The 20638-nt window shown below is 70.2% G+C and carries 24 protein-coding genes; 14 read left to right on the top strand and 10 right to left on the bottom strand.

What is annotated here, in order from left to right; translation table 11 throughout:
* Window positions 1-14 precede the first annotated feature (14 nt).
* The gene (locus JOD64_RS17665; RefSeq protein WP_239559555.1) at window positions 15-539 is read left to right on the top strand and encodes a SigE family RNA polymerase sigma factor; all 525 of its coding nucleotides are present in this window, start codon (window positions 15-17) and stop codon (window positions 537-539) included.
* Entirely contained in the window at window positions 536-1927 is a 1392-nt protein-coding gene (locus JOD64_RS17670; protein WP_204943223.1) for a WD40 repeat domain-containing protein, read from the top strand. Before JOD64_RS17665 ends, JOD64_RS17670 begins: the two co-directional genes overlap by 4 nt.
* A gap of 72 nt (window positions 1928-1999) precedes the next feature.
* Here JOD64_RS17670 and JOD64_RS17675 read toward each other — a convergent pair whose 3' ends face one another.
* On the bottom strand, window positions 2000-2824 hold the full coding sequence (locus tag JOD64_RS17675; RefSeq protein ID WP_204946116.1) for an SDR family NAD(P)-dependent oxidoreductase: 825 nt from the start codon (window positions 2822-2824) through the stop codon (window positions 2000-2002).
* 127 nt (window positions 2825-2951) lie between these two features.
* Here JOD64_RS17675 and JOD64_RS17680 point away from each other — a divergent pair, with 127 nt between their 5' ends.
* Window positions 2952-3908, top strand: a complete 957-nt coding sequence (locus tag JOD64_RS17680) for an HpcH/HpaI aldolase/citrate lyase family protein (protein ID WP_204943224.1) — start codon at window positions 2952-2954, stop codon at window positions 3906-3908.
* Between the two features lie 76 nt (window positions 3909-3984).
* Here JOD64_RS17680 and JOD64_RS17685 read toward each other — a convergent pair whose 3' ends face one another.
* Window positions 3985-4509 carry a DUF4190 domain-containing protein gene (locus tag JOD64_RS17685; RefSeq protein WP_204943225.1) on the bottom strand — a complete coding sequence of 175 codons (525 nt, stop codon included), beginning with the start codon at window positions 4507-4509 and terminating at the stop codon, window positions 3985-3987.
* A gap of 116 nt (window positions 4510-4625) precedes the next feature.
* Between JOD64_RS17685 and JOD64_RS17690 the strand changes: the two genes are divergently transcribed.
* Window positions 4626-5531, top strand: a complete 906-nt coding sequence (locus tag JOD64_RS17690) for an SDR family NAD(P)-dependent oxidoreductase (RefSeq protein ID WP_204943226.1) — start codon at window positions 4626-4628, stop codon at window positions 5529-5531.
* Window positions 5532-5567: 36 nt separating this feature from the next.
* Here JOD64_RS17690 and JOD64_RS17695 read toward each other — a convergent pair whose 3' ends face one another.
* A complete protein-coding gene (locus JOD64_RS17695; protein ID WP_204943227.1) occupies window positions 5568-6023 on the bottom strand; it encodes a DUF4190 domain-containing protein in 456 nt (151 codons plus the stop codon).
* Between the two features lie 177 nt (window positions 6024-6200).
* Between JOD64_RS17695 and JOD64_RS17700 the strand changes: the two genes are divergently transcribed.
* Window positions 6201-7397 carry an acyl-CoA dehydrogenase family protein gene (locus JOD64_RS17700; RefSeq protein ID WP_204946117.1) on the top strand — a complete coding sequence of 399 codons (1197 nt, stop codon included), beginning with the start codon at window positions 6201-6203 and terminating at the stop codon, window positions 7395-7397.
* 96 nt (window positions 7398-7493) lie between these two features.
* Here JOD64_RS17700 and JOD64_RS17705 read toward each other — a convergent pair whose 3' ends face one another.
* The 4 genes from JOD64_RS17705 to JOD64_RS17720 all read right to left on the bottom strand — a co-directional run bounded on the left by JOD64_RS17705 (window position 7494) and on the right by JOD64_RS17720 (window position 11729).
* The gene (locus JOD64_RS17705) at window positions 7494-7901 is read right to left on the bottom strand and encodes a CoA-binding protein (protein WP_204943228.1); all 408 of its coding nucleotides are present in this window, start codon (window positions 7899-7901) and stop codon (window positions 7494-7496) included.
* A gap of 101 nt (window positions 7902-8002) precedes the next feature.
* Window positions 8003-8947: a hypothetical protein gene (locus JOD64_RS17710; RefSeq protein WP_204943229.1), complete on the bottom strand. Its 945-nt coding sequence runs from the start codon at window positions 8945-8947 to the stop codon at window positions 8003-8005.
* A complete protein-coding gene (locus JOD64_RS17715; RefSeq protein ID WP_204943230.1) occupies window positions 8944-9534 on the bottom strand; it encodes an RNA polymerase sigma factor in 591 nt (196 codons plus the stop codon). The genes JOD64_RS17710 and JOD64_RS17715 overlap by 4 nt, the downstream gene beginning before the upstream one ends.
* A 128-nt stretch (window positions 9535-9662) precedes the next feature.
* Window positions 9663-11729, bottom strand: a complete 2067-nt coding sequence (locus tag JOD64_RS17720) for an intein-containing Rv2578c family radical SAM protein (protein WP_204943231.1) — start codon at window positions 11727-11729, stop codon at window positions 9663-9665.
* A gap of 93 nt (window positions 11730-11822) precedes the next feature.
* Here JOD64_RS17720 and JOD64_RS17725 point away from each other — a divergent pair, with 93 nt between their 5' ends.
* The gene (locus JOD64_RS17725) at window positions 11823-12242 is read left to right on the top strand and encodes a thiol-disulfide oxidoreductase DCC family protein (RefSeq protein WP_204943232.1); all 420 of its coding nucleotides are present in this window, start codon (window positions 11823-11825) and stop codon (window positions 12240-12242) included.
* Here the strand turns inward: JOD64_RS17725 and JOD64_RS17730 are convergent.
* From JOD64_RS17730 to trxA, 3 genes are all read right to left on the bottom strand, one after another.
* Window positions 12206-13189: an HTTM domain-containing protein gene (locus JOD64_RS17730; protein WP_204943233.1), complete on the bottom strand. Its 984-nt coding sequence runs from the start codon at window positions 13187-13189 to the stop codon at window positions 12206-12208. The two genes, JOD64_RS17725 and JOD64_RS17730, sit on opposite strands and share 37 nt — an antisense overlap.
* On the bottom strand, window positions 13186-13626 hold the full coding sequence (locus tag JOD64_RS17735; RefSeq protein ID WP_204943234.1) for a hypothetical protein: 441 nt from the start codon (window positions 13624-13626) through the stop codon (window positions 13186-13188). The genes JOD64_RS17730 and JOD64_RS17735 overlap by 4 nt, the downstream gene beginning before the upstream one ends.
* A 154-nt stretch (window positions 13627-13780) precedes the next feature.
* Window positions 13781-14143 carry a thioredoxin gene (trxA, locus tag JOD64_RS17740; RefSeq protein WP_007455291.1) on the bottom strand — a complete coding sequence of 121 codons (363 nt, stop codon included), beginning with the start codon at window positions 14141-14143 and terminating at the stop codon, window positions 13781-13783.
* Between the two features lie 548 nt (window positions 14144-14691).
* Between trxA and JOD64_RS17745 the strand changes: the two genes are divergently transcribed.
* The 8 genes from JOD64_RS17745 (at window position 14692) to JOD64_RS17780 (ending at window position 20587) form a co-directional block, all read left to right on the top strand.
* Complete coding sequence (locus JOD64_RS17745) at window positions 14692-15222, top strand: MaoC family dehydratase (RefSeq protein ID WP_204943235.1); 531 nt, start codon at window positions 14692-14694, stop codon at window positions 15220-15222.
* A gap of 91 nt (window positions 15223-15313) precedes the next feature.
* Window positions 15314-15850 carry a hypothetical protein gene (locus tag JOD64_RS17750; RefSeq protein WP_204943236.1) on the top strand — a complete coding sequence of 179 codons (537 nt, stop codon included), beginning with the start codon at window positions 15314-15316 and terminating at the stop codon, window positions 15848-15850.
* A 52-nt stretch (window positions 15851-15902) separates the two neighbouring features.
* The gene (locus JOD64_RS17755) at window positions 15903-16526 is read left to right on the top strand and encodes a TrmH family RNA methyltransferase (protein ID WP_204946118.1); all 624 of its coding nucleotides are present in this window, start codon (window positions 15903-15905) and stop codon (window positions 16524-16526) included.
* 80 nt (window positions 16527-16606) lie between these two features.
* The gene (locus JOD64_RS17760) at window positions 16607-17284 is read left to right on the top strand and encodes a DUF6758 family protein (RefSeq protein ID WP_372434154.1); all 678 of its coding nucleotides are present in this window, start codon (window positions 16607-16609) and stop codon (window positions 17282-17284) included.
* Between the two features lie 117 nt (window positions 17285-17401).
* Entirely contained in the window at window positions 17402-17560 is a 159-nt protein-coding gene (locus JOD64_RS17765) for a hypothetical protein (RefSeq protein WP_007455302.1), read from the top strand.
* Between the two features lie 6 nt (window positions 17561-17566).
* On the top strand, window positions 17567-18442 hold the full coding sequence (locus JOD64_RS17770; RefSeq protein ID WP_204943238.1) for a PH domain-containing protein: 876 nt from the start codon (window positions 17567-17569) through the stop codon (window positions 18440-18442).
* Between the two features lie 103 nt (window positions 18443-18545).
* Complete coding sequence (locus JOD64_RS17775) at window positions 18546-19331, top strand: SigE family RNA polymerase sigma factor (RefSeq protein WP_204943239.1); 786 nt, start codon at window positions 18546-18548, stop codon at window positions 19329-19331.
* Entirely contained in the window at window positions 19328-20587 is a 1260-nt protein-coding gene (locus tag JOD64_RS17780; RefSeq protein ID WP_204943240.1) for a hypothetical protein, read from the top strand. Before JOD64_RS17775 ends, JOD64_RS17780 begins: the two co-directional genes overlap by 4 nt.
* Window positions 20588-20638: the final 51 nt, after the last annotated feature.

Consider the following 20638-nt stretch of genomic DNA (forward strand, 5'->3'; position numbering starts at 1 on the left):
AGGAGGGCGATCCGTTGACGAATGAGGACCGCACCCGGGTCGGCTTCGCCGACTTCGTCCGGGCCGAAATCGCCGGGCTCACCCGGTTCGCGTACCTGCTGACCGGTGATCGGCACCACGCCGAGGACCTGGTTCAGGTGGCGCTGGCTCGGGTCGCGGTGCGCTGGGAGCGAGTGGACGACCCACCCGCCTACCTGCGTCGGGTGCTCTGCACTCAGGCGGCCAGTTGGTGGCGGTGGCGGCGGGCCCGCCCACCGGAGCGGCTGGGCGGCGTGCTGCCGGAGCGGGCCGACCGGGGTGACGACCCCGACCTGCGGCTGGTGCTGTCAGTGGCGTTGGCCCGGCTGACCGTGCGCCAGCGCGCTGTCCTCGTCCTGCGCTACTACGAGGACCGCACCGAGACCGAGACAGCGGCGCTGCTCGGCTGCCGGGTCGGCACCGTGAAGAGCCAGACCCGGCACGCTCTCGGCCGGCTGCGCGTCCTCGCGCCGGAGCTGGCCGAGCTCGTCGGCCGTACCACGCAGGAGGTGACCCGATGACCGTCCGGCTCTCCGAAGCGCTGCGCGGCCTCGCCGCCGACGTGCCGCCGGCACGCGTACCGGATGGGCTCTTCGACGCGGCGCGGACCCGGCACCGCCGTCGCCGGGCCGCCGTCGCCGGTGCGCTCGCCGTCCTGGTCCTGCTCCTCGGCACCGGGTACGCGCTGCACCCGGTGGCTCTGCCGATGCCCGCCGGCCCGCGTCACGACGCCCCTGGCCTGCCCACTCGGCTCGTCGACCCGCCGCTGCGGACCGCCTCGGTACGGGACTCGGCACCCGGCGCGGCGGCGATGCTCTTCGGTGGCCCGGTCGTGCGCACGGGCTGGTTCGAGACCCGGATGGGTGTGGTGGCCGCCGACGCGGACCGCTACCGGGTGCTGGACGCTGGTTCGGTGGTCGCGGGCTTCGAGGCGTTGCTCTCCCCGGACGGCCGGTACGTCTGGGCCGGCCCGTCCCTGCTCGACCTGAAGACCGGGAGATTCACCCCGGGTCGCGTGGAGGGATACCCGCTCGCCTTCGCGCCGAACGGGGAGCGTCTCGTCTACGCCGACGACGAGACCGGGTTCACCCCACCGAACACCTACAGCACGCCGTACGTCGGGGTCTACGACCGCGAGCGCGGGACCGACGTGTTGCGGGTGCGGGTGGCCTCGGCCTGGATCGCGCCGGGACGCACGGCGGCCGTCTCGCCGGACGGCGGCGAGCTTGCCCTGCAGGTCCGCGACGAGGTCTGGCTGACCCGGGTGGCCGACGCGGGCGCCGATCGTGTCGCCGAGCCGTACCGCAAGCTGCCGCTGGCCGGCGGGCGGCTCGCCGGGGCCGGGTCCTGGCTGCCGGACGGGCGGTCGGTCGCCATCCTGAGCCGGTCCGCCTGCACCGCCTGCCCGGTGCCGTCCTACCGGCGCACCTGGACGATGGCGCTACGGTCCGCTGTCGACGGCAAACCGCTGGCCGGTGCGGCGTTCCCGTCGTTGCCCTCCCGCAGCTTCGTGCAACTGCTCGGCTGGCGCTCGGCGGACGAGGCGGTCGCACTGGTCGGCGTGCCGAGCGCGGGGGCGGTCGACCAGCCGGAGAGCCACGACATCGCCTGGGGCCCCTATCACGAGCCTGACACCCAGGCGGTGGAGCTCGTGGTGCTGCGACGGGGCGCATCCACGCCGGAGGTGCTCTTCCGCACCCCGGAGGGCATCACCGACCTGTCGGTCGCCGCGGACCTCGCGATCGCCGGCGCGGTACGCGAGTCCGGCCGCCCCGACTACGGGCCGCTGCCGTTCTGGGCGCTCGCGGTGGGGTTCGTGCTGGCGGTCCTGGTCGCCCTGCCCGTGCTGTCGCTGCTGAAGCGCCGGCGTGGTCGACGGCGGACCCGAGCCGGGCGACCACCGACTTAGACCTCGTGGACCTCGATGACCCGGGTGATCGATGCGGATGCGCCGAGCGCGACGAAGGTCACCATGGCGGCGCTACTCCCCGATTCCGACGGCCTTGGCGCTCGCCGCCCACAACCGGGCGGCGAGCTGTGGATCGGCCGCCTTCCGGAGCGGTCGACGCGGCCGACGGTCGACGTAGTAACCCCCGTTGATCAGCCGGGAGCGCTCCTGCTTGGCCAACCACACCAGGGTCTCGGCGCCCTTCTCTGGGCTGCGGAACGGCATGAACCGCATGCCGAACGCGACCAGCCTGCTGTCGTTGGCGAACCGGGTGCGGACCACCCCGGGGTGGAAGCTGTACGCGGCAACGTCCGGCCAGCGCCGGGCGGCCTCGGCGGTGAACAGGATGTTCGCCTGCTTGCTGGTGCCGTACGCGCCCATCGGCCGGTAGTCACGCAGTGGCTTGTTCAGGTCGTCCGGGTCCAGTGCGCCGAAGCGGTGCGCGCCGGAGGCGGTCACCACGATCCGGCCCACCCGGTCGGCGAGCAGGTTGGTCAGCAGGAACGGGGCCAGGTGGTTGGCCTGGATCGACATCTCGAAGCCGTCGACGGTGGTGAGCGGCTGCAACGCGATGGCCCCGGCGTTGTTCGCGAGCACGTCGATCCGGTCGTACGCGTCGCGTAGCCGCTCGGCGAGCCGCCGTACGTCGTCGAGGACCGCGAAGTCGGCGCGGAACAGCTCCGGACGCTCGCCCGAGTTCTCCCTTACCCGAACGGCCGCGGCCTGCAGGCGTGCCGGGTCCCGCCCGACCAGCACCACCCGGTCACCCCGGCAGGCCAGTTGCACGGCGGCGGCCATCCCGATGCCGGAGCTGGCCCCGGTCACCACCACCAGTCGACGCTCAGTGAGATCTTCCACAGGTCCATTCACCCCGGTCATGGCGCGAGGTTACCGTGGCGTCACAACGCCCTTTGGGATCGTTAAGGTCCCGGATCTGTCGTCAGGTGGCGTCGGCTGCCCGCCGGACGCTGGAAGGAGCGCATCCATGGCCGCAGTCGGTCGACCCCGCAGGTCCTGCCTCGCCGTGCCGGGCTCCAGCGTCAAGATGCTCGCCAAGGCGCAAGGGTTACCAGCCGACCAGGTCTTCCTCGACCTGGAGGACGCCGTCGCCCCACTGGCCAAGCCGGACGCGCGGAAGAACATCGTGGCCGCGCTCAACGAGGGCGACTGGGCCGGCAAGACCCGGGTGGTCCGGGTCAACGACCTGACCACCCCGTGGACCTACCGGGACGTCATCGACGTCGTCGAGGGCGCCGGCGCGAACCTGGACTGCATCATGCTGCCGAAGGTGCAGACCGCAGCCCAGGTGCACTGGCTGGACCTGACGCTCACCCAGATCGAGAAGACGCTCGGCCTGGAGGTCGGCCGGATCGGCATCGAGGCGCAGATCGAGAACGCCGCCGGTCTGGTCAACGTGGACGCGATCGCCGCCGCCTCGCCGCGCGTGGAGACCATCATCTTCGGCCCGGCCGACTTCATGGCGTCGATCAACATGAAGTCCCTGGTGGTCGGCGCGTTGATTCCGGACTATCCGGGCGACCCGTACCACTACATCCTCATGCGGATCCTGATGGCCGCCCGGATGCACGACAAGCAGGCCATCGACGGCCCCTTCCTGCAGATCCGGGACGTCGACGGGTTCCGCGAGGTGGCCAAGCGCTCGGCGGCGCTGGGCTTCGACGGCAAGTGGGTGCTGCACCCGGGTCAGATCGACGCCGCCAACGAGGTCTACCAGCCGGCGCAGGCCGACTACGACCACGCCGAGTTGATCCTCGACGCGTACGAGCACTACACCTCGGAGGCTGGCGGCCGGCTCGGTGCCGTGATGCTCGGCGACGAAATGATCGACGAGGCTTCCCGCAAGATGGCGCTCGTGATCGCTGCCAAGGGCCGGGCCGCCGGGATGAGCCGTACCTCGGCGTTCACCCCACCGGCCGAGTGACCGGTCGGGCCGGGACGACCGCCGCCGGCTGTCGGCCCGGCCTGACAACCGGCGGTACGCCGACCAGCCCCGCTGGTCAGTAGCTGCTGCTGCTGTCGCCGGCCCCCGTCGTGACCGCATAGATGATCGCGGCGGCGTAGAAGGCGATCAGCAACGCGAGCAGCCCGGTGAGGATCCAGCCGACGATGATGGCGGCCTTCGCCATCCCCGCGCCGCCCTCACCACTGAGCCGGATCTGCTTCTGCGCCACGTGCCCGAGGATCGCGCCGACCGGCGCGGTGATGCAGGACGCGATGCCGACCAGCGCGAGCACCAACGCCGCGATCGCCAACCCGTTGGTCTTCTGTGGTGGCGGGTAGCCATAGCCGGGGTACTGCGGCGCGTAGCCGGGCTGGGCGTAAACGGGGGCGGCGTAACCGGGCATCGGCTGGCCCGCTGGCTGCGCCGCGGCGTAGGGGTCGGCCGGCGCGTACGGGTCGGCGGGAACCGGTTGGGTGGGCACCGGCTGACCGGCCACGAGGGTCGGGTCCGGTGCGGCGCTCGACGGCTGGGCCGACCACGTTGGATCGGTCCAGTTGCCGGGCGGCGGGGGATTGGTCATGCGAACTCTCCGTCAGGTCGGGTGGGCTGTCAGGGTAGCCAGCGCCGCCCAAACCCGATGCCCCCACTACCGGGTGCCGCGTTGCTCGGGCCGGTCGTAACGGGCAGGATCCTGGCATGGCATTCGACGCGCGCGCCGCGGACCGCTCCGGCAGCCGACCCAGACGGGACGTCAGTCGTCCGGGCGGGTCCCGGCGTGCCCGGGCGGCCACGCCGGCGGGCGGTTCCGGCCCCGACGAGCCGGTCGCGCTGGCCGACCCGGTGACCATGCGGCTCGACGGGCGGGTCGCCCTGGTGACCGGGGCGGGCAGCCCGGACGGCATCGGGTACGCCACCGCACGGCGGCTCGCCGACCTGGGCGCTCGGGTCGCCATCGTCTCCACCACCCGGCGCATCCACGAGCGGGCCGGCGAGCTGGGGGTGACCGGCTTCGTCGCGGACCTGACCGACGAGTCCGAGGTCGGCGCGCTGGCTGACGCGGTCGCCGAGCAGTTGGGCGACGTCGAGGTGCTGGTCAACAACGCTGGCCTGGCCAGCCGGGCCAGCCAGGGGGTGCTGCGGCCGGTCGCGCAGCTGACCTACGACGAGTGGCGCGGCGAGATCGACCGCAACCTGTCCACCGCTTTCCTGTGCAGTCGGGCGTTCATCGGTGGGATGGCCGAGCGGGGTTGGGGTCGCATCGTCAATCTGGCGGCCACGGCCGGCCCGGTCAACGCCCTGCCCACCGAGGCCGCGTACGCCGCGGCGAAGGCCGGGGTCGTCGGGCTGACCCGGGCGCTCGCGATGGAGATGATCGCCGATGGCGTGACCGTCAACGCGGTGGCACCCGGCACCATCTACACCGCCGCGTCCACGATGGCCGAGATCAAGCAGGGGCTGGGCACCCCGGTGGGCCGACCGGGCACACCGGACGAGGTCGCCGCAGCGATCAGCTTCCTCTGCTCGCCGGCCGCCTCCTACATCACCGGTCAGATGCTGGTGGTGGACGGCGGCAACAGTGTCCGTGAGGCAAGGTTCCGCTGACCTGACCGTCCACGTCGGACGATCCCGGTGCGCTGGTCAGTAGCCCCCGCTGTCGCCGGTGTTGCCGATCGCGAGGAGGGCCAGCCAGCCGCAGCAGGCCAGCACGGTGAGCCCGGTGAAGACGTAGCCGAGGATCAGCCCCCAGGTCGCGAGCTGTTCGCCGTCCTCGCCGCTGGTGCGGATCTGCCGTTTGGCCACGTGGCCGAGGACGGCGCCGGCTGGCGGAAACACGAAGGCGAACACCAGCGACAGGATCGCCAGCACGTTGGTGCCCCGACCCGGCCCGGACGGCGATGGCCCGTACTGACCGTAGGGGCCCTGCGGGGGGTACGCCGGCTGCTGACTCCAGTGGGCCGGCTGCTGCGGCCCCTGCTGCCCGTATGGCGATGGTTCGCCCGCCGGTGGCCCGTACGGCGACTGGTCCCTGGGCGGCTCGTAGGGTGACGGTGGTTGCTCGTCCGATGGCGGTCCCGACGGCGGTGGGTAGCTCACAGCTGTCCTCCTCCTGCCGGTGCCGGAAAAGTCCCTCTTGCCGGACGCTACCCGCAGCGGTGAACCTTTTCACAGCGGTTGTGTGGACTGGTCACCTTGGCCTCGTCGGCCCCGGAGACCGATACTGACCCAGCGTTCAGTTACCCATGAGTAGTGCGCGGATCCCCGGAGGCTGAGATGGCCCGACTCGCCCAGACGCCCGGCCTGACCGATGTGCAACGGTCGATCCTGGAGACCGTTCGGGAGTTCGCCGACAAGGAAATCATTCCGCACGCCCAGCGGCTGGAGCACGCCGACGAGTACCCCACCGACATCCTCGACGGCATGCGCGAGATGGGGCTGTTCGGCCTCACCATCGACGAGGAGCACGGCGGGCTCGGCGAGTCGCTGCTCACCTACGCGCTGGTGGTGGAGCAGCTGTCCCGAGGTTGGATGTCGATCTCCGGCATCGTCAACACGCACTTCATCGTGGCGTACCTGATCTCCCAGCACGGCTCCGCCGAGCAGAAGACCCGCCTGCTACCGAAGATGGCCACCGGCGAGGTGCGGGGCGCGTTCTCCATGTCCGAGCCCGAGACCGGCTCGGACGTCGCGGCGATCAAGTCCCGGGCCGTCCGCGACGGCGACCGCTACGTGCTCAACGGGCAGAAGATGTGGCTGACCAACGGGGCGTACTCCTCGGTGGTGGCCACCCTGGTCAAGACCGACACCGGTGCCGACTCGGTGTACGGCAACATGAGCACCTTCCTGCTGGAGAAGGAGCCGGGCTTCGGCGAGACCGCCCCCGGCCTCACCATCCCCGGCAAGATCGAAAAAATGGGCTACAAGGGCGTCGAGACCACCGAGATGGTGCTCGACGGCGTCACCGTGCCCGACTCGGCGATCCTCGGTGGTGCCGACAAGCTGGGCCAGGGTTTCTACCAGATGATGGACGGCATCGAGGTGGGTCGGGTCAACGTGGCCGCCCGCGCCTGCGGCATCTCCATCCGCGCCTTCGAGTTGGCGGTCAGCTACGCCCAGCAGCGCAAGACGTTCGGCCAGCCGCTCGCCAAGCATCAGGCGATCGCCTTCAAGCTCGCCGAGATGGGCACGAAGATCGAGGCCGCGCACGCCCTCATGGTCAACGCCGCACGCCTCAAGGACGCGGGCCAGCGCAACGACGTCGAGGCCGGAATGGCCAAGCTGCTCGCCTCGGAATACTGCGCCGAGGTCGTCCAGGAGGCGTTCCGCATCCACGGCGGCTACGGCTACTCCAAGGAGTACGAGATCGAGCGGCTGATGCGGGAGGCCCCGTTCCTGCTCATCGGCGAGGGCACCTCGGAGATCCAGAAGACGATCATTTCCCGCGGCCTGCTCAAGGAATACAAGCTCTGACCCTGACTCCCCGCGATCTTGCACTTACTGCCCCGGCATACCTGACACAAGGGGCGTAAAGACGACCGGAAGTGCAAGGTCGCGCGCGCGGGGGCGTCAGCGGAGGCGGGTCAGGTTTGCTGCGGCGCGTTCGACGATCAGGCAATGGTCTTCCACGTAGTCCATGCCGGCCTCCTCGGCGATCCGCCGCGCCTCGGCCGAGACGATGCCCAGTTGCAGCCAGACCGCCGGAGCCCCGATCGCTGCCGCGTCCCGGACCACCTGCACGGCGTCGGCCGCCGGCCGGAACACGTCCACCAGGTCGACCGGGTGCGGGATGTCGGCCAACGACTTGTACGCCCGCTCCCCGAACAGTTCGTCGACGGTCGGGTTGACCGGGATGATGCGCCAGCCGTACTGCTGCATCTGCAACGGCACGCCGTGCGCGGCCTTCATCGGGTCGCGGGACGCACCCACGACGGCGATCACGGCGGAGTCGGCGAGGATCTGCTGAGCGGTACGCACCAGCCGACTGTAGCTCCGACCTCGCGTCAGATGCTCTGTGTGGCTGAGGCCCGACTGGACGCTCACACGACCAGTCGGGCCCCGTTGTCGCGCGGGGATGGCTAGGGGTGAGCTGGTGCGGTGGCCTTCACGTCGCCCTTGGTGGTTTTGCCAGCGCCGCTCTTCGTGTAGCCGGCGGGCGGCGTGAGGTCGAAGTGGCTCAGGTTCTCGTCCGTGCGGGGCAGCCACTCGAAGGTGCTGACCTCTGCGTTGTCGGTCACCTGCCCGCTCTTGTCGGCGACAGCCTTGTAGGGCAGGAACGAGGCTGCGTCCACCCAGAGTTCCACGGTGTAGGTGGCCGTTGCCGCCTTCAACCGCAGGTGCACCGTGTCGTGTCCGCTCACCTGTTCGTGGCCCACGATCTCCAGGTCTCCCTTGTCGAGCCAGGCCCTGATGCTCGCCGGGTCGTTCGGAACGATGACCACGCCTGTCGCGTCCTCCGGCGAACCGGTGTCTTCGAAGTACGTTCGCTCGAGGTGGTTGACCTGGATACCGCTCAGTTTTCCGTCGGCGAGGGTCGTCATCAGCGAGGAGTTCGGGCTGCCGTCGGCCTGATACATGTCGACCCGGTAACGCCCGGTCTGCTTGTCCGTCCAGGTGTCGTACGAGCCGCCCTTGTAGGCGTCGTGCACCTTCACGACGTACTTGTCCGCGTCGTCCAGTGCGGCCCGGGTCTGCGCGCTGACGTAGGCGACGTCGCGCATCTGCAACGGGCGAGACTTGTCGGTCGCGCTGGTGGAGGCCCCGAACGGTTGCCCGGTGCCGTAGTCAACCGTGCTCAGCGCGACACCACCGGCGCCGAGACCGGCCAGAGCGAAGGCGGTCGCGGTCGCGATCGCCGGACGGCGCAGAAACCAGCGCTTCGTGGCGGGGCGCCGGTACATGGACCCGTTGCGGAGCGCGTGCCGGATCCGCTCGGTCGCGTCCGTCGGAGCGCCGGTCAGGTCCTCGCGGAAGGCAACCAGCAGCTCGATGCCTGCGTTGTCGGGTTCGGAATTGTTGTTCATGCGCTTCCTTCATTCGAAGGGGTGGACGGTGCGTAGTGGGCGGGCAACGCACCCCGTAGGCGTGCCTTGGCTCGATGGAGGCGGGACCGGACGGTTCCCGGTGCCAGGCCGAGCGCGGAGGCCAGCTCCGGATAGTCCAGGCCGGCCCAGACATGCAGCAGGAGCAGATTGCGCTGGTCGTGCGGCATCGCGGCGAGCACACCGGCCAGTGCCTGCGTGGCGGCCTTGGCATCGAGCCGTTCGTTGGCCCGATCAGCGAAGTTGTGCTGACCGGAACCACCGAGCGGGTCCGTACCTGACTTCTCCAATGCCCGCAGCCACCGCACCTCGGCACGGTGATGTTTCCGCAGCAGATTGGTCAGGATGCCGAACAGCCATGGGCGTGCGTTGATCACCGATGTGTCGTACCGGTCACGTAGCGAGAACGCGACCAGGAAGGTCTCGGCGACCAGATCCTCGGCGAGTTGCCGTCCGACCCGGCGGGCGCTGAAGTCGTACAGCCAACCGCCGTACCGCTCGAACAGCTCCCCGAACAGTTCAGGGGCGCCGGTAATCAAGATCGCGTCGGAGCGCTCGGTCACAGTCATGTCCCGAAGGTCCCCTGGTTTGACGGTGTCTTCATGCCTCGTTCTTGTCTGCCGCCGCCGCCCAGGTTCCCGTCAGGAGGTGAGACCGATCAACGCTCAGGCAGATCGGGCTCCCTTCCCGGTATGGGCTAGAGCAGGGTCAGCTGCTCGGCTGCCGATGGTGGCGGCGGCTCGGGCAGGTTGCGGTTGTCGCCCCGTTCGCCGCGGTGCAGCCCGTGCCGGCGTGCCGCGATCCGCACCCGGGCGGTCAACTCCCGCTGGTACGCCTGCGGGGCGTACGCACCGGCCCGGTAGAGCTCGCGATAGCGGGGCACGAGGTGCGGGTGCTCCCGGGCCAGCCAGTGCGCGTACCACTCCCGGGCGCCGGGGCGTAGATGCAGGGGCAGGGCGGTCACGCTGGTGGCACCGGCTGCGGCGATCGCCGACACGGTGGCGTCGATCGACTCGTCGCTGTCGCTGAGGCCAGGCAGGATCGGGGCCATCAGCACCCCGACGGAGAGGCCGGCGTCGGTGAGCGCCCGGACCGCGTCCAGCCGGCGGCGTGGATGCGGCGTGCCCGGCTCGACGGAACGCCAGAGCTGTTCGTCGACGAACCCCACCGAGAAGGAGATGCCCACTGTGGTGACCTCGGCGGCCTGACGCAGCAGGGGCAGGTCGCGAAGGATCAGCGTGCCCTTGGTGAGGATCGAGAACGGGTTGGCGAAGTCCTGCAGGGCCGCGATGATCTGTGGCATCAGCCGGTAGCGCCCCTCGGCCCGCTGGTAGCAGTCGACGTTGGTGCCCATCGCCACGTGCGCGCCCCGCCACTTCGGCGCGGCCAACTCGCGCCGGACCAGCTCACCGGCGTTGACCTTGACGATCACCTTCCGGTCGAAGTCCGCACCGGCATCGAGATCGAGGTACGTGTGAGTGTTGCGGGCGAAGCAGTTGTGGCTCACCACCCCGTCGGCGATGAAGTCCCCGGTGCCAGTGGTGATGTCCCAGAGCGGCAGCTCCAGCCCGAGCGCCTGAATGTCGACAACCCTGAGGTCCGCCTTGCACTTCAGTGCGGCGCCCTCGATCGAGCGCTTCCTGGTGATGGCCGGGTCGGTCAGGTGGAAGAACCGAAGCCGGGCGGGAAGACCCCCGGTCAATCTGATCTCCCGCACACGGTTGGGTCGGCCGCGGTCTTCGAGCACGCAGGTGAACCCGAACCGGCGCAGCGCCTCCGTCGTCTGGTCGAGGATCGCGTCGTCGCTGTTGCTGATGCGCAGGATGCCCCTGCTGCAACTGCCCTCGGCGTCGAAGATGCCTGCCAGGAAGCCGAGCCGCCATTCGTCGCTGGGACTGACCGGCCATTGGACCAGCTCGGTGATCCTCTCGATGTCCCGCTGTTTGGAGGTGCGGATGGCCGACAGGGCTTGGCGCGTGGCGCTGGCCGGAGTGAACGAGAAACGCTTCGTTTCGATGCCCTCCTGGGCAAGGTAACGCTCACTCCTGCTCAACGCCTCGTCATCGACCAGCGCCAGACGGAACCGATGCACAACCCCGTAGGAGTACGAGAAGGTGCCGAGATGTGCGTCCCCCCGGACCATGCCGCAGAGGTAGCCCCGACGGTAGTCGGGTGACTCCTTCGGCCCGGGTGCGAAACGGCCCGTGCCGATCAGGCGATTGTTGGTGGTCAGGTAAGGGCGCTGACCGGCGCCCTGCATCGTCCCGGTGACGTACTTCCAGCCACGATCCGAGAGGAACCGGTGGTCACCGCTGGCGATGAGCGTGGTGCCGTCCGTCAAGGTGACTCGGTACGCAGGCTTCACGGTGGACCATTTGTCCAGCACTGTGGTGACGACGTATCGGCGGTATGCGCCGCGTCGCTCGGTCCCATAGATGCGGTCGCCGGGCTCCAGCTCGCTGATCGGCTTCGTGCGGCCGTCCGCCATCAAAATCGGGGTGTCACCGCCCAGGCAGTAAACACAAGCATGGGAACAGCCCCGGTACGGGTTGATGGTCCATTCGAAGGGGACGCGGGACTGCCCGGGCACCCGGTTGAGGATGGACTTGGCCTGGACCTCGTAGAAGGTCATCCCGGCGAACTCGGGGGTGTCGAACGTGCGGGCGACGGCGCCGGGCAGCGCCAGCGGCAGGGGTGGCGTCGCTGGCGCTGCCCGCTCGGGGTCTCCCTCAACCGGGGGAGCGGTGAGGTTGTCCCAGCGCATGGGCACTATTCGAACACGCGTACGAGTCGTGTGCAAGTGACCCGCCGTACACCGGTGGTCGTTCGGGTGGTCGGAGAGTGGAGGATGGACAGCATGGAGACGTCGACCTTCGTCTACGACGGGGACTGCGCGTTCTGCACGCGCTGCGCCGAGTTCATCGAGAGCCGCATCCCCACCGCCGCGCGGGTGGTGCCCTGGCAGTTCACCGATCTGGACGCGCTCGGCCTCACGGCCGCCGAGTGCGAGGAGGCCGTGCAGTGGGTCGGCGCGGACGGCTCACGCGCGGCGGGTCCGGACGCCATCGCGAAGCTGCTCGCCGCGAGCGGTCCGATCTGGCGCGTCGCCGGTGGCGGCCTGCGGTTTGCGCCGGTACGCGCCGCGGCCTGGCCCGTGTACCGCTGGGTGGCGCGCAATCGGCACCGACTGCCGGGCGGCACGGCGGCCTGCGCTCTGCCGCAGGAGGCCCGGGAACGGCTCTACGGTCCGGCCGGTCGCCCGAGCGCCGGGGCCTGATCGCCGAGCGGCTCCGCCGCCGCACCGGCACTGACCGGCTCCGGTGCCGCACCAGCCCCGACCGGCTCCGCCGCACCGGCATCCGCCGGCTCCTGGCTCGTGCTGTCCGACGCATCGGGTGCCCGGCGGCCGACGAGCCGGCGGGCCCACACCAGCGGGCGGACCCGCTCCAGCGGCAGGAAGCTGGTCATCGCGGCCAGGTGCGGCGCGAACGAGATCGTGATGGTCGCGATGGTGATCGCGTGGAACGAGTAGAAGAAGCCGACCATGGCGAGCCGCCAGCGGGCGGGCAGCAGGAAGACCACGGGGCTGAGCAGCTCGAAGGCCACGATGCCGAACTGGGCGACGATCAGCAGGTACGGCACGTGGGCGATCACGTCCGCCAGGTCGGTGCCGCGCCGGATGATCGCGCGGGCCAGGACCGAGCCGGTCAGCCAGTCCAGGCCACCGAACCGCAGCTTGGCCCAGGCGGCCAGGAAGTACGTGCAGACCACCGCGATCTGGGTGACGCGCAGGGCCCAGCCGCCCGCTTCGGTGCGGGTCGTGTCGCCGTGGCGGGCTCGACCGGCGGTGGGCAGGACGGCCAGTGCGACGAGCAGCCCGAACCGGTCGTGGTCGACCTTTCCGTAGCTCATCGCGATGATCATCCACTCCAGGTACAGCGCGCAGACCGTCCAGCCGAGCAGTCGGGGTGCCCGTCCGGTCGCGGCGAGGAGGGCGAGCACCAGCAGCGACCAGAAGAGCACCGCCACCAGCGCCGAGGTCGGCGTCGGTAGTGGGAGCAGGCGACCGATCAGCAGCGGTTGGTACATGTCGCCGGGCACGCTGACCCGGGTGCGTACCCAGGGGGTGAAGATCACCAGGTCCGCGGCGACGAAGAGGTAGATCAGGGTCCGGAACGCGGCCACCCGGCCCCGGGGCACGGCCTCGGTCAGCCAACGGCTCATCGGGGCGCCTGCCAGCGGACGACCGTCTGATCGGTGTGTTGGCCGGTGGGTCGGCCGGCGCGGATGCCGTGCCAGCGGATGACGATGCGGACCTCGACCAGCGCGGCGGCATCGGGGTGGCGTTCGGCGTACGCGTCGGCGACCTCGGTGAGCAGCGTCGGGTCGGCGGCGTAGCGGGCCTGCTGACCCTCGATCTCGGCGCGGCGGATGCCGGTCGCGTCCTGGCCGAGGTCGATCACGGCCCCGGAGCTGTTCACTCCCTCGACGCGGGTGTCGGGGGCGGGTGCGTCCGGCGGATTGGAGGTGGCGTACATCCGGAACGGGCCGAACGGGAAGTCGTCGTCGCTGCCCCAGAAGGTGCCGCCCACAAGCAGGACGAGACCGACTGCGGTCGCGCCCAGCCGGGTCGCGCGCCCGAGGGTGGTCAGGTTCTCCATCAGGTCGTGACGATACGGGATGTACCGACTGCGTCGGGTCCCTCCGACGGTCAGTTCCGGCTGCCCGGGCAGGTGATCATGCGAGCGTTCCCGGGGGACGACGAAGGCCGGGCCCGATACGGGCCCGGCCTTCGAGTGCCGTCGTGGAGACGGCTCAGTGGTTGTGCTCGGCCAGCTGCTTGCGGACGTCGTCCATGTCCAGCGCCTCGACCTGCTCGATCAGGTTCTCCAGCGCGGACTCGGGAAGGGCGCCCGGCTGGGCGAAGACGATGACGCCGTCGCGGATCGCCATGATCGTCGGGATCGACCGAATGTCGAACTTGGCGCCCAGCTCCTGCTGAGCCTCGGTGTCGACCTTGCCGAAGACGATGTTCTGGTGCTTCTCCGAGGAGCGCTCGTAGACCGGGGCGAACCGCTTGCACGGACCACACCAGTCGGCCCAGAAGTCGACCAGGACGATGCCGTCGTTGCCGGTCACCTCGTCGAAGTTCGTCGAGGTCAGCTCAACGGTTGCCATTGCACTCTCCGATCACCGCGGTTTATCTACGTCCCGTAGAACCAGGGCTGACCGTATCGAATTCCCGGGCGGTGCGGCACGAAACGTGCTCGGGGCTGCGCGGTGGTGTCGAGGGTCATCGATCCACGTCTGTTCATACCGACCTGCGGAACGCAAATGCACGCCGCACTTGCGTGACCTGCGGTGATGGGAGCGTTTCCAGGGAGATCCACGCGATCGAGCGCTACGAATCGGTAACTTGGGCCTTGACAAGGAGGTATCCGGCCTGCAGAGATCGCTGATCAACCTTGGTTCCGTCACGGAGAGTAATGTTACAAAATGATAAATGTGACCTCGATCTCTGTCGAACCTACGCTGCCGTAGGGCAGAATTCTCGGCATCAGAGCGTGGGCGGCGGGTGCCGGGGAGGGCCCCGCCGCTCATTGCGTCTCCCCCCGTACGAGTGACCGGTGTGACATTTCCGCCGTCGTCGATCCCCGTCGGTTTCCTTAACCAGCGGTAAGGCATGCTGTGCCGAACTCCATCGCCCTCCGTCGAAGGGGACCAGGATGCAGTTCGGCCGCTACTACGAGGAGTTCGAGGTCGGCGCGGTCTACCGGCACTGGCCGGGCAAGACCGTCACCGAGTACGACGACCACCTCTTCTGCCTGCTCACCATGAACCACCACCCGCTGCACATGGACGCGCACTACGCCGCGACGGCCAGCCAGTTCAAGCGCAACGTCGTGGTCGGCAACTACATCTACTCACTGCTGCTCGGCATGTCGGTGCCCGATGTGAGTGGGAAGGCGATCGCCAACCTGGAGGTCGAGTCGCTGCGGCACGTCGCGCCAACCTTCCACGGCGACACCATCTACGGCGAGACCACAGTGCTGGACAAGCGTGAGTCCGGTTCCAAGCCCGACCGGGGCGTGGTGTCGGTGGAGACCCGCGGCTACAACCAGGACGGCACGATGGTCTGCGTCTTCCGGCGCAAGGTCATGGTCCCCAAGCGGGAGTACGCGGCCAGCGCCGTCCCGGACGGGGTGGATCCCGAGCGGCCCAGCTTTCCCGAGCCACGCCGCCCCGCGCCGCACTGAGCACGGCGGCGGGTCGACCGCTGCCGGACTCAGGGCCTCATCCCGCAGCGGGTTCTGCTGGGAAGGGGCCCTGTTTCCGTTTTCGGCGCATATGCTGGCGCCGGAGGTTCCGATGAGCCACTCCGTCGCCGGAGAGCCACCCTCTGCCGGCCGCCGAGCCGCACCCTTGACCACCGCTGTCTACTCCGCCGCCGAGTGGGACCTGCTCATCAGCCTGCCCGGTCGGGTCCTCGTGGCCGCCGCAGCTCCGGGCCCTGGCCGCCCGCAACGGGGTGTCATGGCCGGCCTGGCCGGCCTGGATGCCGTGGCCGCGGGCCGAGCCTTCGACAGCGATCTGGTCCGCGCGGTGGTCACCGCGATCTACGCCCGCCACGACGGCACCCCGCAGCCCGTCGAGCGGCTCACCGATCTGGTGGACCTGCTGGCCGCCTGCCGGGCGGCGAGCCGGGTCCTGGGGCGACGCGCCGACCCCGCGGACTCGGCCGCGTACCGCCAGTGGGTGCAGTCGGTCGCGGCCCGGGTCTGTCGCGCGGTGCCCGGCCCCGGCGGACGCGGGGTGGACCAACCGGCCACCCCGGCGGACCGGCGCTTCCTGGACCGGCTCGGTGCCGCGCTCGGGCTGGGTTGACCCGGCAGGCCGCGGCGACGAGCGCGGGCACGGTCCGTACCCTCTGATGACCGTGACCGACGACCAGCTTGAGGTGGGTGTGGGCCCCTGGCCGGGCGACCCACCGGACGACCCTCGTTACGACCCGCAGTTGCTGGCGGAGGGGGACCGGCGCAACGTCGTCGACCGCTACCGCTACTGGCGGCACGAGGCGATCGTCGCCGACCTGGATCGGCACCGGCACGGCTTCCACGTCGCGATCGAGAACTGGCAGCACGACTTCAACATCGGCACGGTGGTCCGCAACGCCAACGCGTTCAACGCCGCCGAGGTGCACATCGTCGGACGGCGCAGGTGGAACCGGCGCGGCGCCATGGTGACCGATCGCTACCAGCACGTGCGGCACCACGAGACGATCGAGGAGTTCGTCGCCTGGGCGGCGGAGCACCGGCTGCCGGTGTTCGGCATCGACAACCTGCCCGGGTCGCGGCCGCTGGAGACCGGCGCCCTGCCCCGGGACTGCGTGCTGCTGTTCGGCCAGGAGGGGCCCGGACTCTCCGCGCCGGCCCGCGCCGCGTGCGACCAGCTCTACTCCATCGCACAGTACGGCTCGACGAGGTCGATCAACGCGGGCGTGGCCAGCGGTATCGCGATGCACGCCTGGATCCGTACCCACGCCGGCACCCCGCCGGACTGAGCTACGCCCAGGGGTCGAATCGGACGTTCCGGCTTGACGTACCGGCGGATGGGGGTGACGGTGGGGATGTGAGTGTCGCGGTGAGTTGTCCGAGATGCGGGGGCCCGGTACGGGCGCCGGATCTGATGCACACCGACTCGAGGTGTCTGAGCTGTGGCCCGGTGCCGCCCCTGCACGTACCGGAGCACATCGGAGCGGAAATCGTGGCGAGCGTGGTGGAGCAGATCATCGCGACCGGGGATCCGCCGGTGACCCCGTTGTGGTGCCCGTGGCCGCTGCCGCCCGGCTGGACCCTCACCGGCGTGGCGTACGCCGGGGACGAGCGGACCGGTGTGCGGGCGACCGCGGTGGCCTGCGCGGGCCCGGCGCCTCTGGGTGGTGGTCCGGCCGATCTGGTCTTCGTGGCCGAGGAGCCGGGCGTCGGGCTGGGCACCCGGCTCGCCGGACTGGCCGGCCCGGATCCGGGACCGGAGTTGGCCGACGCGCTGACCGACCCGGGGCCGGGCCACCCCGACCACGTCGGACAGGCCAGGATCCGGGTCGCCGGCCACCCCACTCCATTGTGGTTGGTGAATTCTCCGACGGATCGAAGCGCGTACGCTGGCGAAGCTCGGGGAATGTGGCTCCATGCGATAGCCTGGCCGGCGAGTGCGGGTCACCTGCTCGCGGAAGACGTCGTGTTACACGACCTTACCGAGTGGACTCCGCCCGAGCTCGTGTACGGCGCACCGTCCCCATATCTACCCGGGAGGGTTTGACCACCTTCCAGGGATTGACGGAGAACGGACGCAGATATTCACTGTACGACACCACACTGATACTCTGGGTGCCGCTGCGGTAATGGGACCCGGCGCCGCGCGAGAGGATGGCCCGCCATGGTCAAGAAGGTCCTCACCTGGGCCGGAATCGCATTCTTGATCTTCTTCGTCGCCTACCGGCCAAACTCTGCGGCAGATGTGTTCAAGTCGCTCGGCGGCGGGATCATGGATATCGCCCAGGGGTTCGGCGACTTCTTCACCAGCCTCGTCGCTTAACCGCCGATGGGCAGCCCCTCCGGTCCACCCTTCGACCCGGACGACCCCGACCGGGAGCGTCGCGAGCGTGACACCGAGCCGATCCCGCGGATCGGGCCTGATGACGGCCCCGACTACGGGGCCGGGCCCGGCCTTTCCGATGGTCCGTCCCTTTCGGACGACGTCGGCTACGGCGACGGGCCCGGCTATGCCGGCCAGGGCCGTTCGGGTCGGGCCTGGATCCGTGATCCGGACGCCGCCTACCAGCAGCCGCAGATCTCCGAGGACGAGCTGGCCGGGTTGCGTGCTGACGCGACCGGCTCGGCTCCTCGGCGGGTGCTGCCACTGGAGGACGAGCCCAGCTCGCTGGTCGCTCGTTATCTCTTCCCCACCGAGCGCTACCGGGGTGAGTGGAAGCGGCACTGGATCCACCTCACCAACCCGCTTCTCATCGGCGTCGCGGCGACCTTCGTGCTCGGTTACCTCGCCGGCTTCCTCGCCGGACAGGCCGTGGGCGCGTTGACCACCATCGCCGTGCTGCTCTGGTTCGCGGTGATGGGTTGGGTGGCATGGAAGGTCGCCGACTGGTGGTATGACCGTTTCATCCTGACCAACAAGCGGGTCATGGTGGTCAACGGCATCGTCACCCGCAAGGTGGCGATGATGCCGCTGGTCCGGGTCACCGACATGAAGTACGAGCAGACGCCGACCGGTCGAGCGCTCAACTACGGCACGTTCGTGCTGGAGTCCGCCGGCCAGGAGCAGGCACTCCGCGAGATCAAGAATCTGCCCAACCCGAACGAGCTCTACCTGCGTGTGGTCGAGGAGATGTACGAGCCGCAGGCCGTCGAGGCACGGCTCGGCAAGGAGGCCGACGAGGCCAAGGCCGACGACGGGGCGTGAAGGTTTTCGACCGAACATCGGAGCAAGTGCGCACCTTTCGTCATGGACCGGAACGCCTCTGACGTGGCACTCTGCCAGGACGACTGGGGCGTGGAGGTGGGCGGTGGCGAGCAGGGACACGCTCGAGGAGCAGTTCCGCGAGTTCGTCGCGGCCCGCTCCGCCGCGCTCCTACGCACCGCTTATCTGCTCACCGGGGACTGGGCCACGGCCGAGGATCTGCTCCAGACGGCGTTGACCAAGACCTACCTCGCGTGGAAGCGGCTCGGCGGAATCGAGGCCGTCGAGCCGTACGCCCGCCGTGTGATGGTCAACACGTCGACGAGTTGGTGGCGGCGACGCTGGCACGGTGAACGCCCCACCGAGGTGCTGCCTGAGCGGGCCGGTGTCGATGAGATCGAGCAGCAACTTGACCGTGACCTGCTCTGGCGACACCTCAGGGAGTTGCCCCACCGGCAGCGGGCGGTGTTGGTGCTGCGCTACTACGAGGACATGTCCGAGGCGCAGACCGCCGCGATGCTGGACATTTCACCAGGCACGGTGAAGAGCCAGGCGTCCCGAGCGCTGGCCACGTTGCGTCGGCGGATGGGCGCCGACGCACCGGACCTGGCCGCCGCAGCAGGCGCCGCCGGTCAACCCGCCGCAGCCGGCGCCGCCGGTCGGTCGGTCGCAGCCGGCGCCGCCCGACCTGGCGGCTCGGGTGCCCCGGCCGGACAGGTCCCGACCACCGGTGTTGCGGCGACAGTCAGAACCCGGCAGGCGGCTGGCCGGCCCGTGCCGCGCCCTTCCACACCCCGTCCCGCCGCGCCGCGGCCGATCGGCCCGCAGGTCGTGCTGCCCACCGCCCCGGCGGCCGTGCCCGTCGGCACGGGCGCCGGGGAGCAACAGTGAGCGGATTCCCAGGGCAGCCCGACAACCTGACGGACGGCCCTCAGCGTTCATATCAGGTGCGGCCTGACGAGCTCGAAGGTGCGGTGCGGGAGACCCTCTCGCGCCAGGTCGCCCTTGCCCGTCCACTGGGCGCCGACCCGGCGGGCCAGGCCATCCGCCGAGCGAGCCGGATCCGGCGTCGACGCACCACTGCCGGCCTCGCCCTGGCGGCGGTCGCCACTGTGTTGCTCAGCGCCGGCATGGCCCAGCTCGGTGCCGAGACCGGGCGGGACGGGACACCCATCGTGGTGATCGGCGACCCGGACCCGTCCATCGGGCCGATCCGGACGGCCAGCGTCCCCGGCCTCGACCCCTCGCCCGGAGCGTCCGCGGCCCAGCTCGCGAGCGAGACGCTGGTCAACGCCGACGGACGGCGGCTGGTGCTGCCCGACGTCGGGCCGGCCGAACGCGCCCAGCTCCTGCCCGGCGGCGGCGGCTGGTTGGTGGTCAGCACACCTACCAACGCCGGTCGCTCCCTCTGGGTGGTGCAGGACGACGGCCTGGTGCAGGTGCTGCTGGCCGGGGCGGGCCCGATCGTCCTGGCGCCGGACAGTCGCCAGGTCGCCTGGCGTGACGGCCCCGATCTGCTGGTCGCGGGGGTGGTCGGCACCCAGCTCATCGGGGCGGCACGCACCCCGGCGCCCGCAGACGCCGAACCCGTCCGGTTCGTCGGCGACAGCGTCCTGGTCCGACTCGACCCGACCAACGCAGGTCACACGCTCTGGCGGCCCGCTGCCGGGCAGTTGCCCGTGGCAGTCGACCAGCAGAGCCTCAACGTCTACGGGACGCTGCCCGACGGCCGGCTCGTCGGCCAGATCGCCACGACCCGCCCGGGCAAGACCTGCCTGGCCGTGCTCGACCCGACCCACCTGCATCCGACACAGACCGGCTGCGGCCCGGACCTCAGCCAGGACGGCGTCGGTGGGGTCTCGACCGACGGCCGGTGGCTGCTGGTGAACGGGCGGGTGGGCAAGGCCAGCGCGGCCCTGCTGGTCGACCTGTGGCGGCTCGGGCCGAGCACGACCGCCGTTGCGGCCGGACCGCCGATGACTGGCTCGATCGTCTGGAGCGACGGGTCCCGCGCCTCCTACCTCGACGGCACCGGCGACCTGGTCCGGGTCGACGTTGGCCGGGTGCGAGCAGGTAAGCCCGCCAGCCCCGCTCCGGTGCCCGGCGTGCCAGCCGGCGACCGGCCAGTGCTGGTGACCAACTTCTGATCCACGCGATCAAGGCGACCTCCGTGAGCCGGGCTCGGATGTCGCTCGGTA

Source organism: Micromonospora luteifusca (assembly GCF_016907275.1).
In the GTDB taxonomy this organism is placed as follows: domain Bacteria; phylum Actinomycetota; class Actinomycetes; order Mycobacteriales; family Micromonosporaceae; genus Micromonospora; species Micromonospora luteifusca.

Coding starts and splice junctions, on each gene's coding strand:
- JOD64_RS17770 (WP_204943238.1), top strand. CDS start 17,567: ATGGGCAGCCCCTCCGGTCCACCCTTCGACCCGGACGACCCCGACCGG.
- JOD64_RS17685 (WP_204943225.1), bottom strand. CDS start 4,509: ATGACCAATCCCCCGCCGCCCGGCAACTGGACCGATCCAACGTGGTCG.
- JOD64_RS17725 (WP_204943232.1), top strand. CDS start 11,823: ATGGAGACGTCGACCTTCGTCTACGACGGGGACTGCGCGTTCTGCACG.
- JOD64_RS17735 (WP_204943234.1), bottom strand. CDS start 13,626: ATGGAGAACCTGACCACCCTCGGGCGCGCGACCCGGCTGGGCGCGACC.
- JOD64_RS17720 (WP_204943231.1), bottom strand. CDS start 11,729: ATGCGCTGGGACAACCTCACCGCTCCCCCGGTTGAGGGAGACCCCGAG.
- JOD64_RS17750 (WP_204943236.1), top strand. CDS start 15,314: ATGCTGGCGCCGGAGGTTCCGATGAGCCACTCCGTCGCCGGAGAGCCA.
- JOD64_RS17730 (WP_204943233.1), bottom strand. CDS start 13,189: ATGAGCCGTTGGCTGACCGAGGCCGTGCCCCGGGGCCGGGTGGCCGCG.
- JOD64_RS17715 (WP_204943230.1), bottom strand. CDS start 9,534: ATGACTGTGACCGAGCGCTCCGACGCGATCTTGATTACCGGCGCCCCT.
- JOD64_RS17710 (WP_204943229.1), bottom strand. CDS start 8,947: ATGAACAACAATTCCGAACCCGACAACGCAGGCATCGAGCTGCTGGTT.
- JOD64_RS17745 (WP_204943235.1), top strand. CDS start 14,692: ATGCAGTTCGGCCGCTACTACGAGGAGTTCGAGGTCGGCGCGGTCTAC.
- JOD64_RS17765 (WP_007455302.1), top strand. CDS start 17,402: ATGGTCAAGAAGGTCCTCACCTGGGCCGGAATCGCATTCTTGATCTTC.
- JOD64_RS17700 (WP_204946117.1), top strand. CDS start 6,201: ATGGCCCGACTCGCCCAGACGCCCGGCCTGACCGATGTGCAACGGTCG.
- trxA (WP_007455291.1), bottom strand. CDS start 14,143: ATGGCAACCGTTGAGCTGACCTCGACGAACTTCGACGAGGTGACCGGC.
- JOD64_RS17670 (WP_204943223.1), top strand. CDS start 536: ATGACCGTCCGGCTCTCCGAAGCGCTGCGCGGCCTCGCCGCCGACGTG.
- JOD64_RS17690 (WP_204943226.1), top strand. CDS start 4,626: ATGGCATTCGACGCGCGCGCCGCGGACCGCTCCGGCAGCCGACCCAGA.
- JOD64_RS17680 (WP_204943224.1), top strand. CDS start 2,952: ATGGCCGCAGTCGGTCGACCCCGCAGGTCCTGCCTCGCCGTGCCGGGC.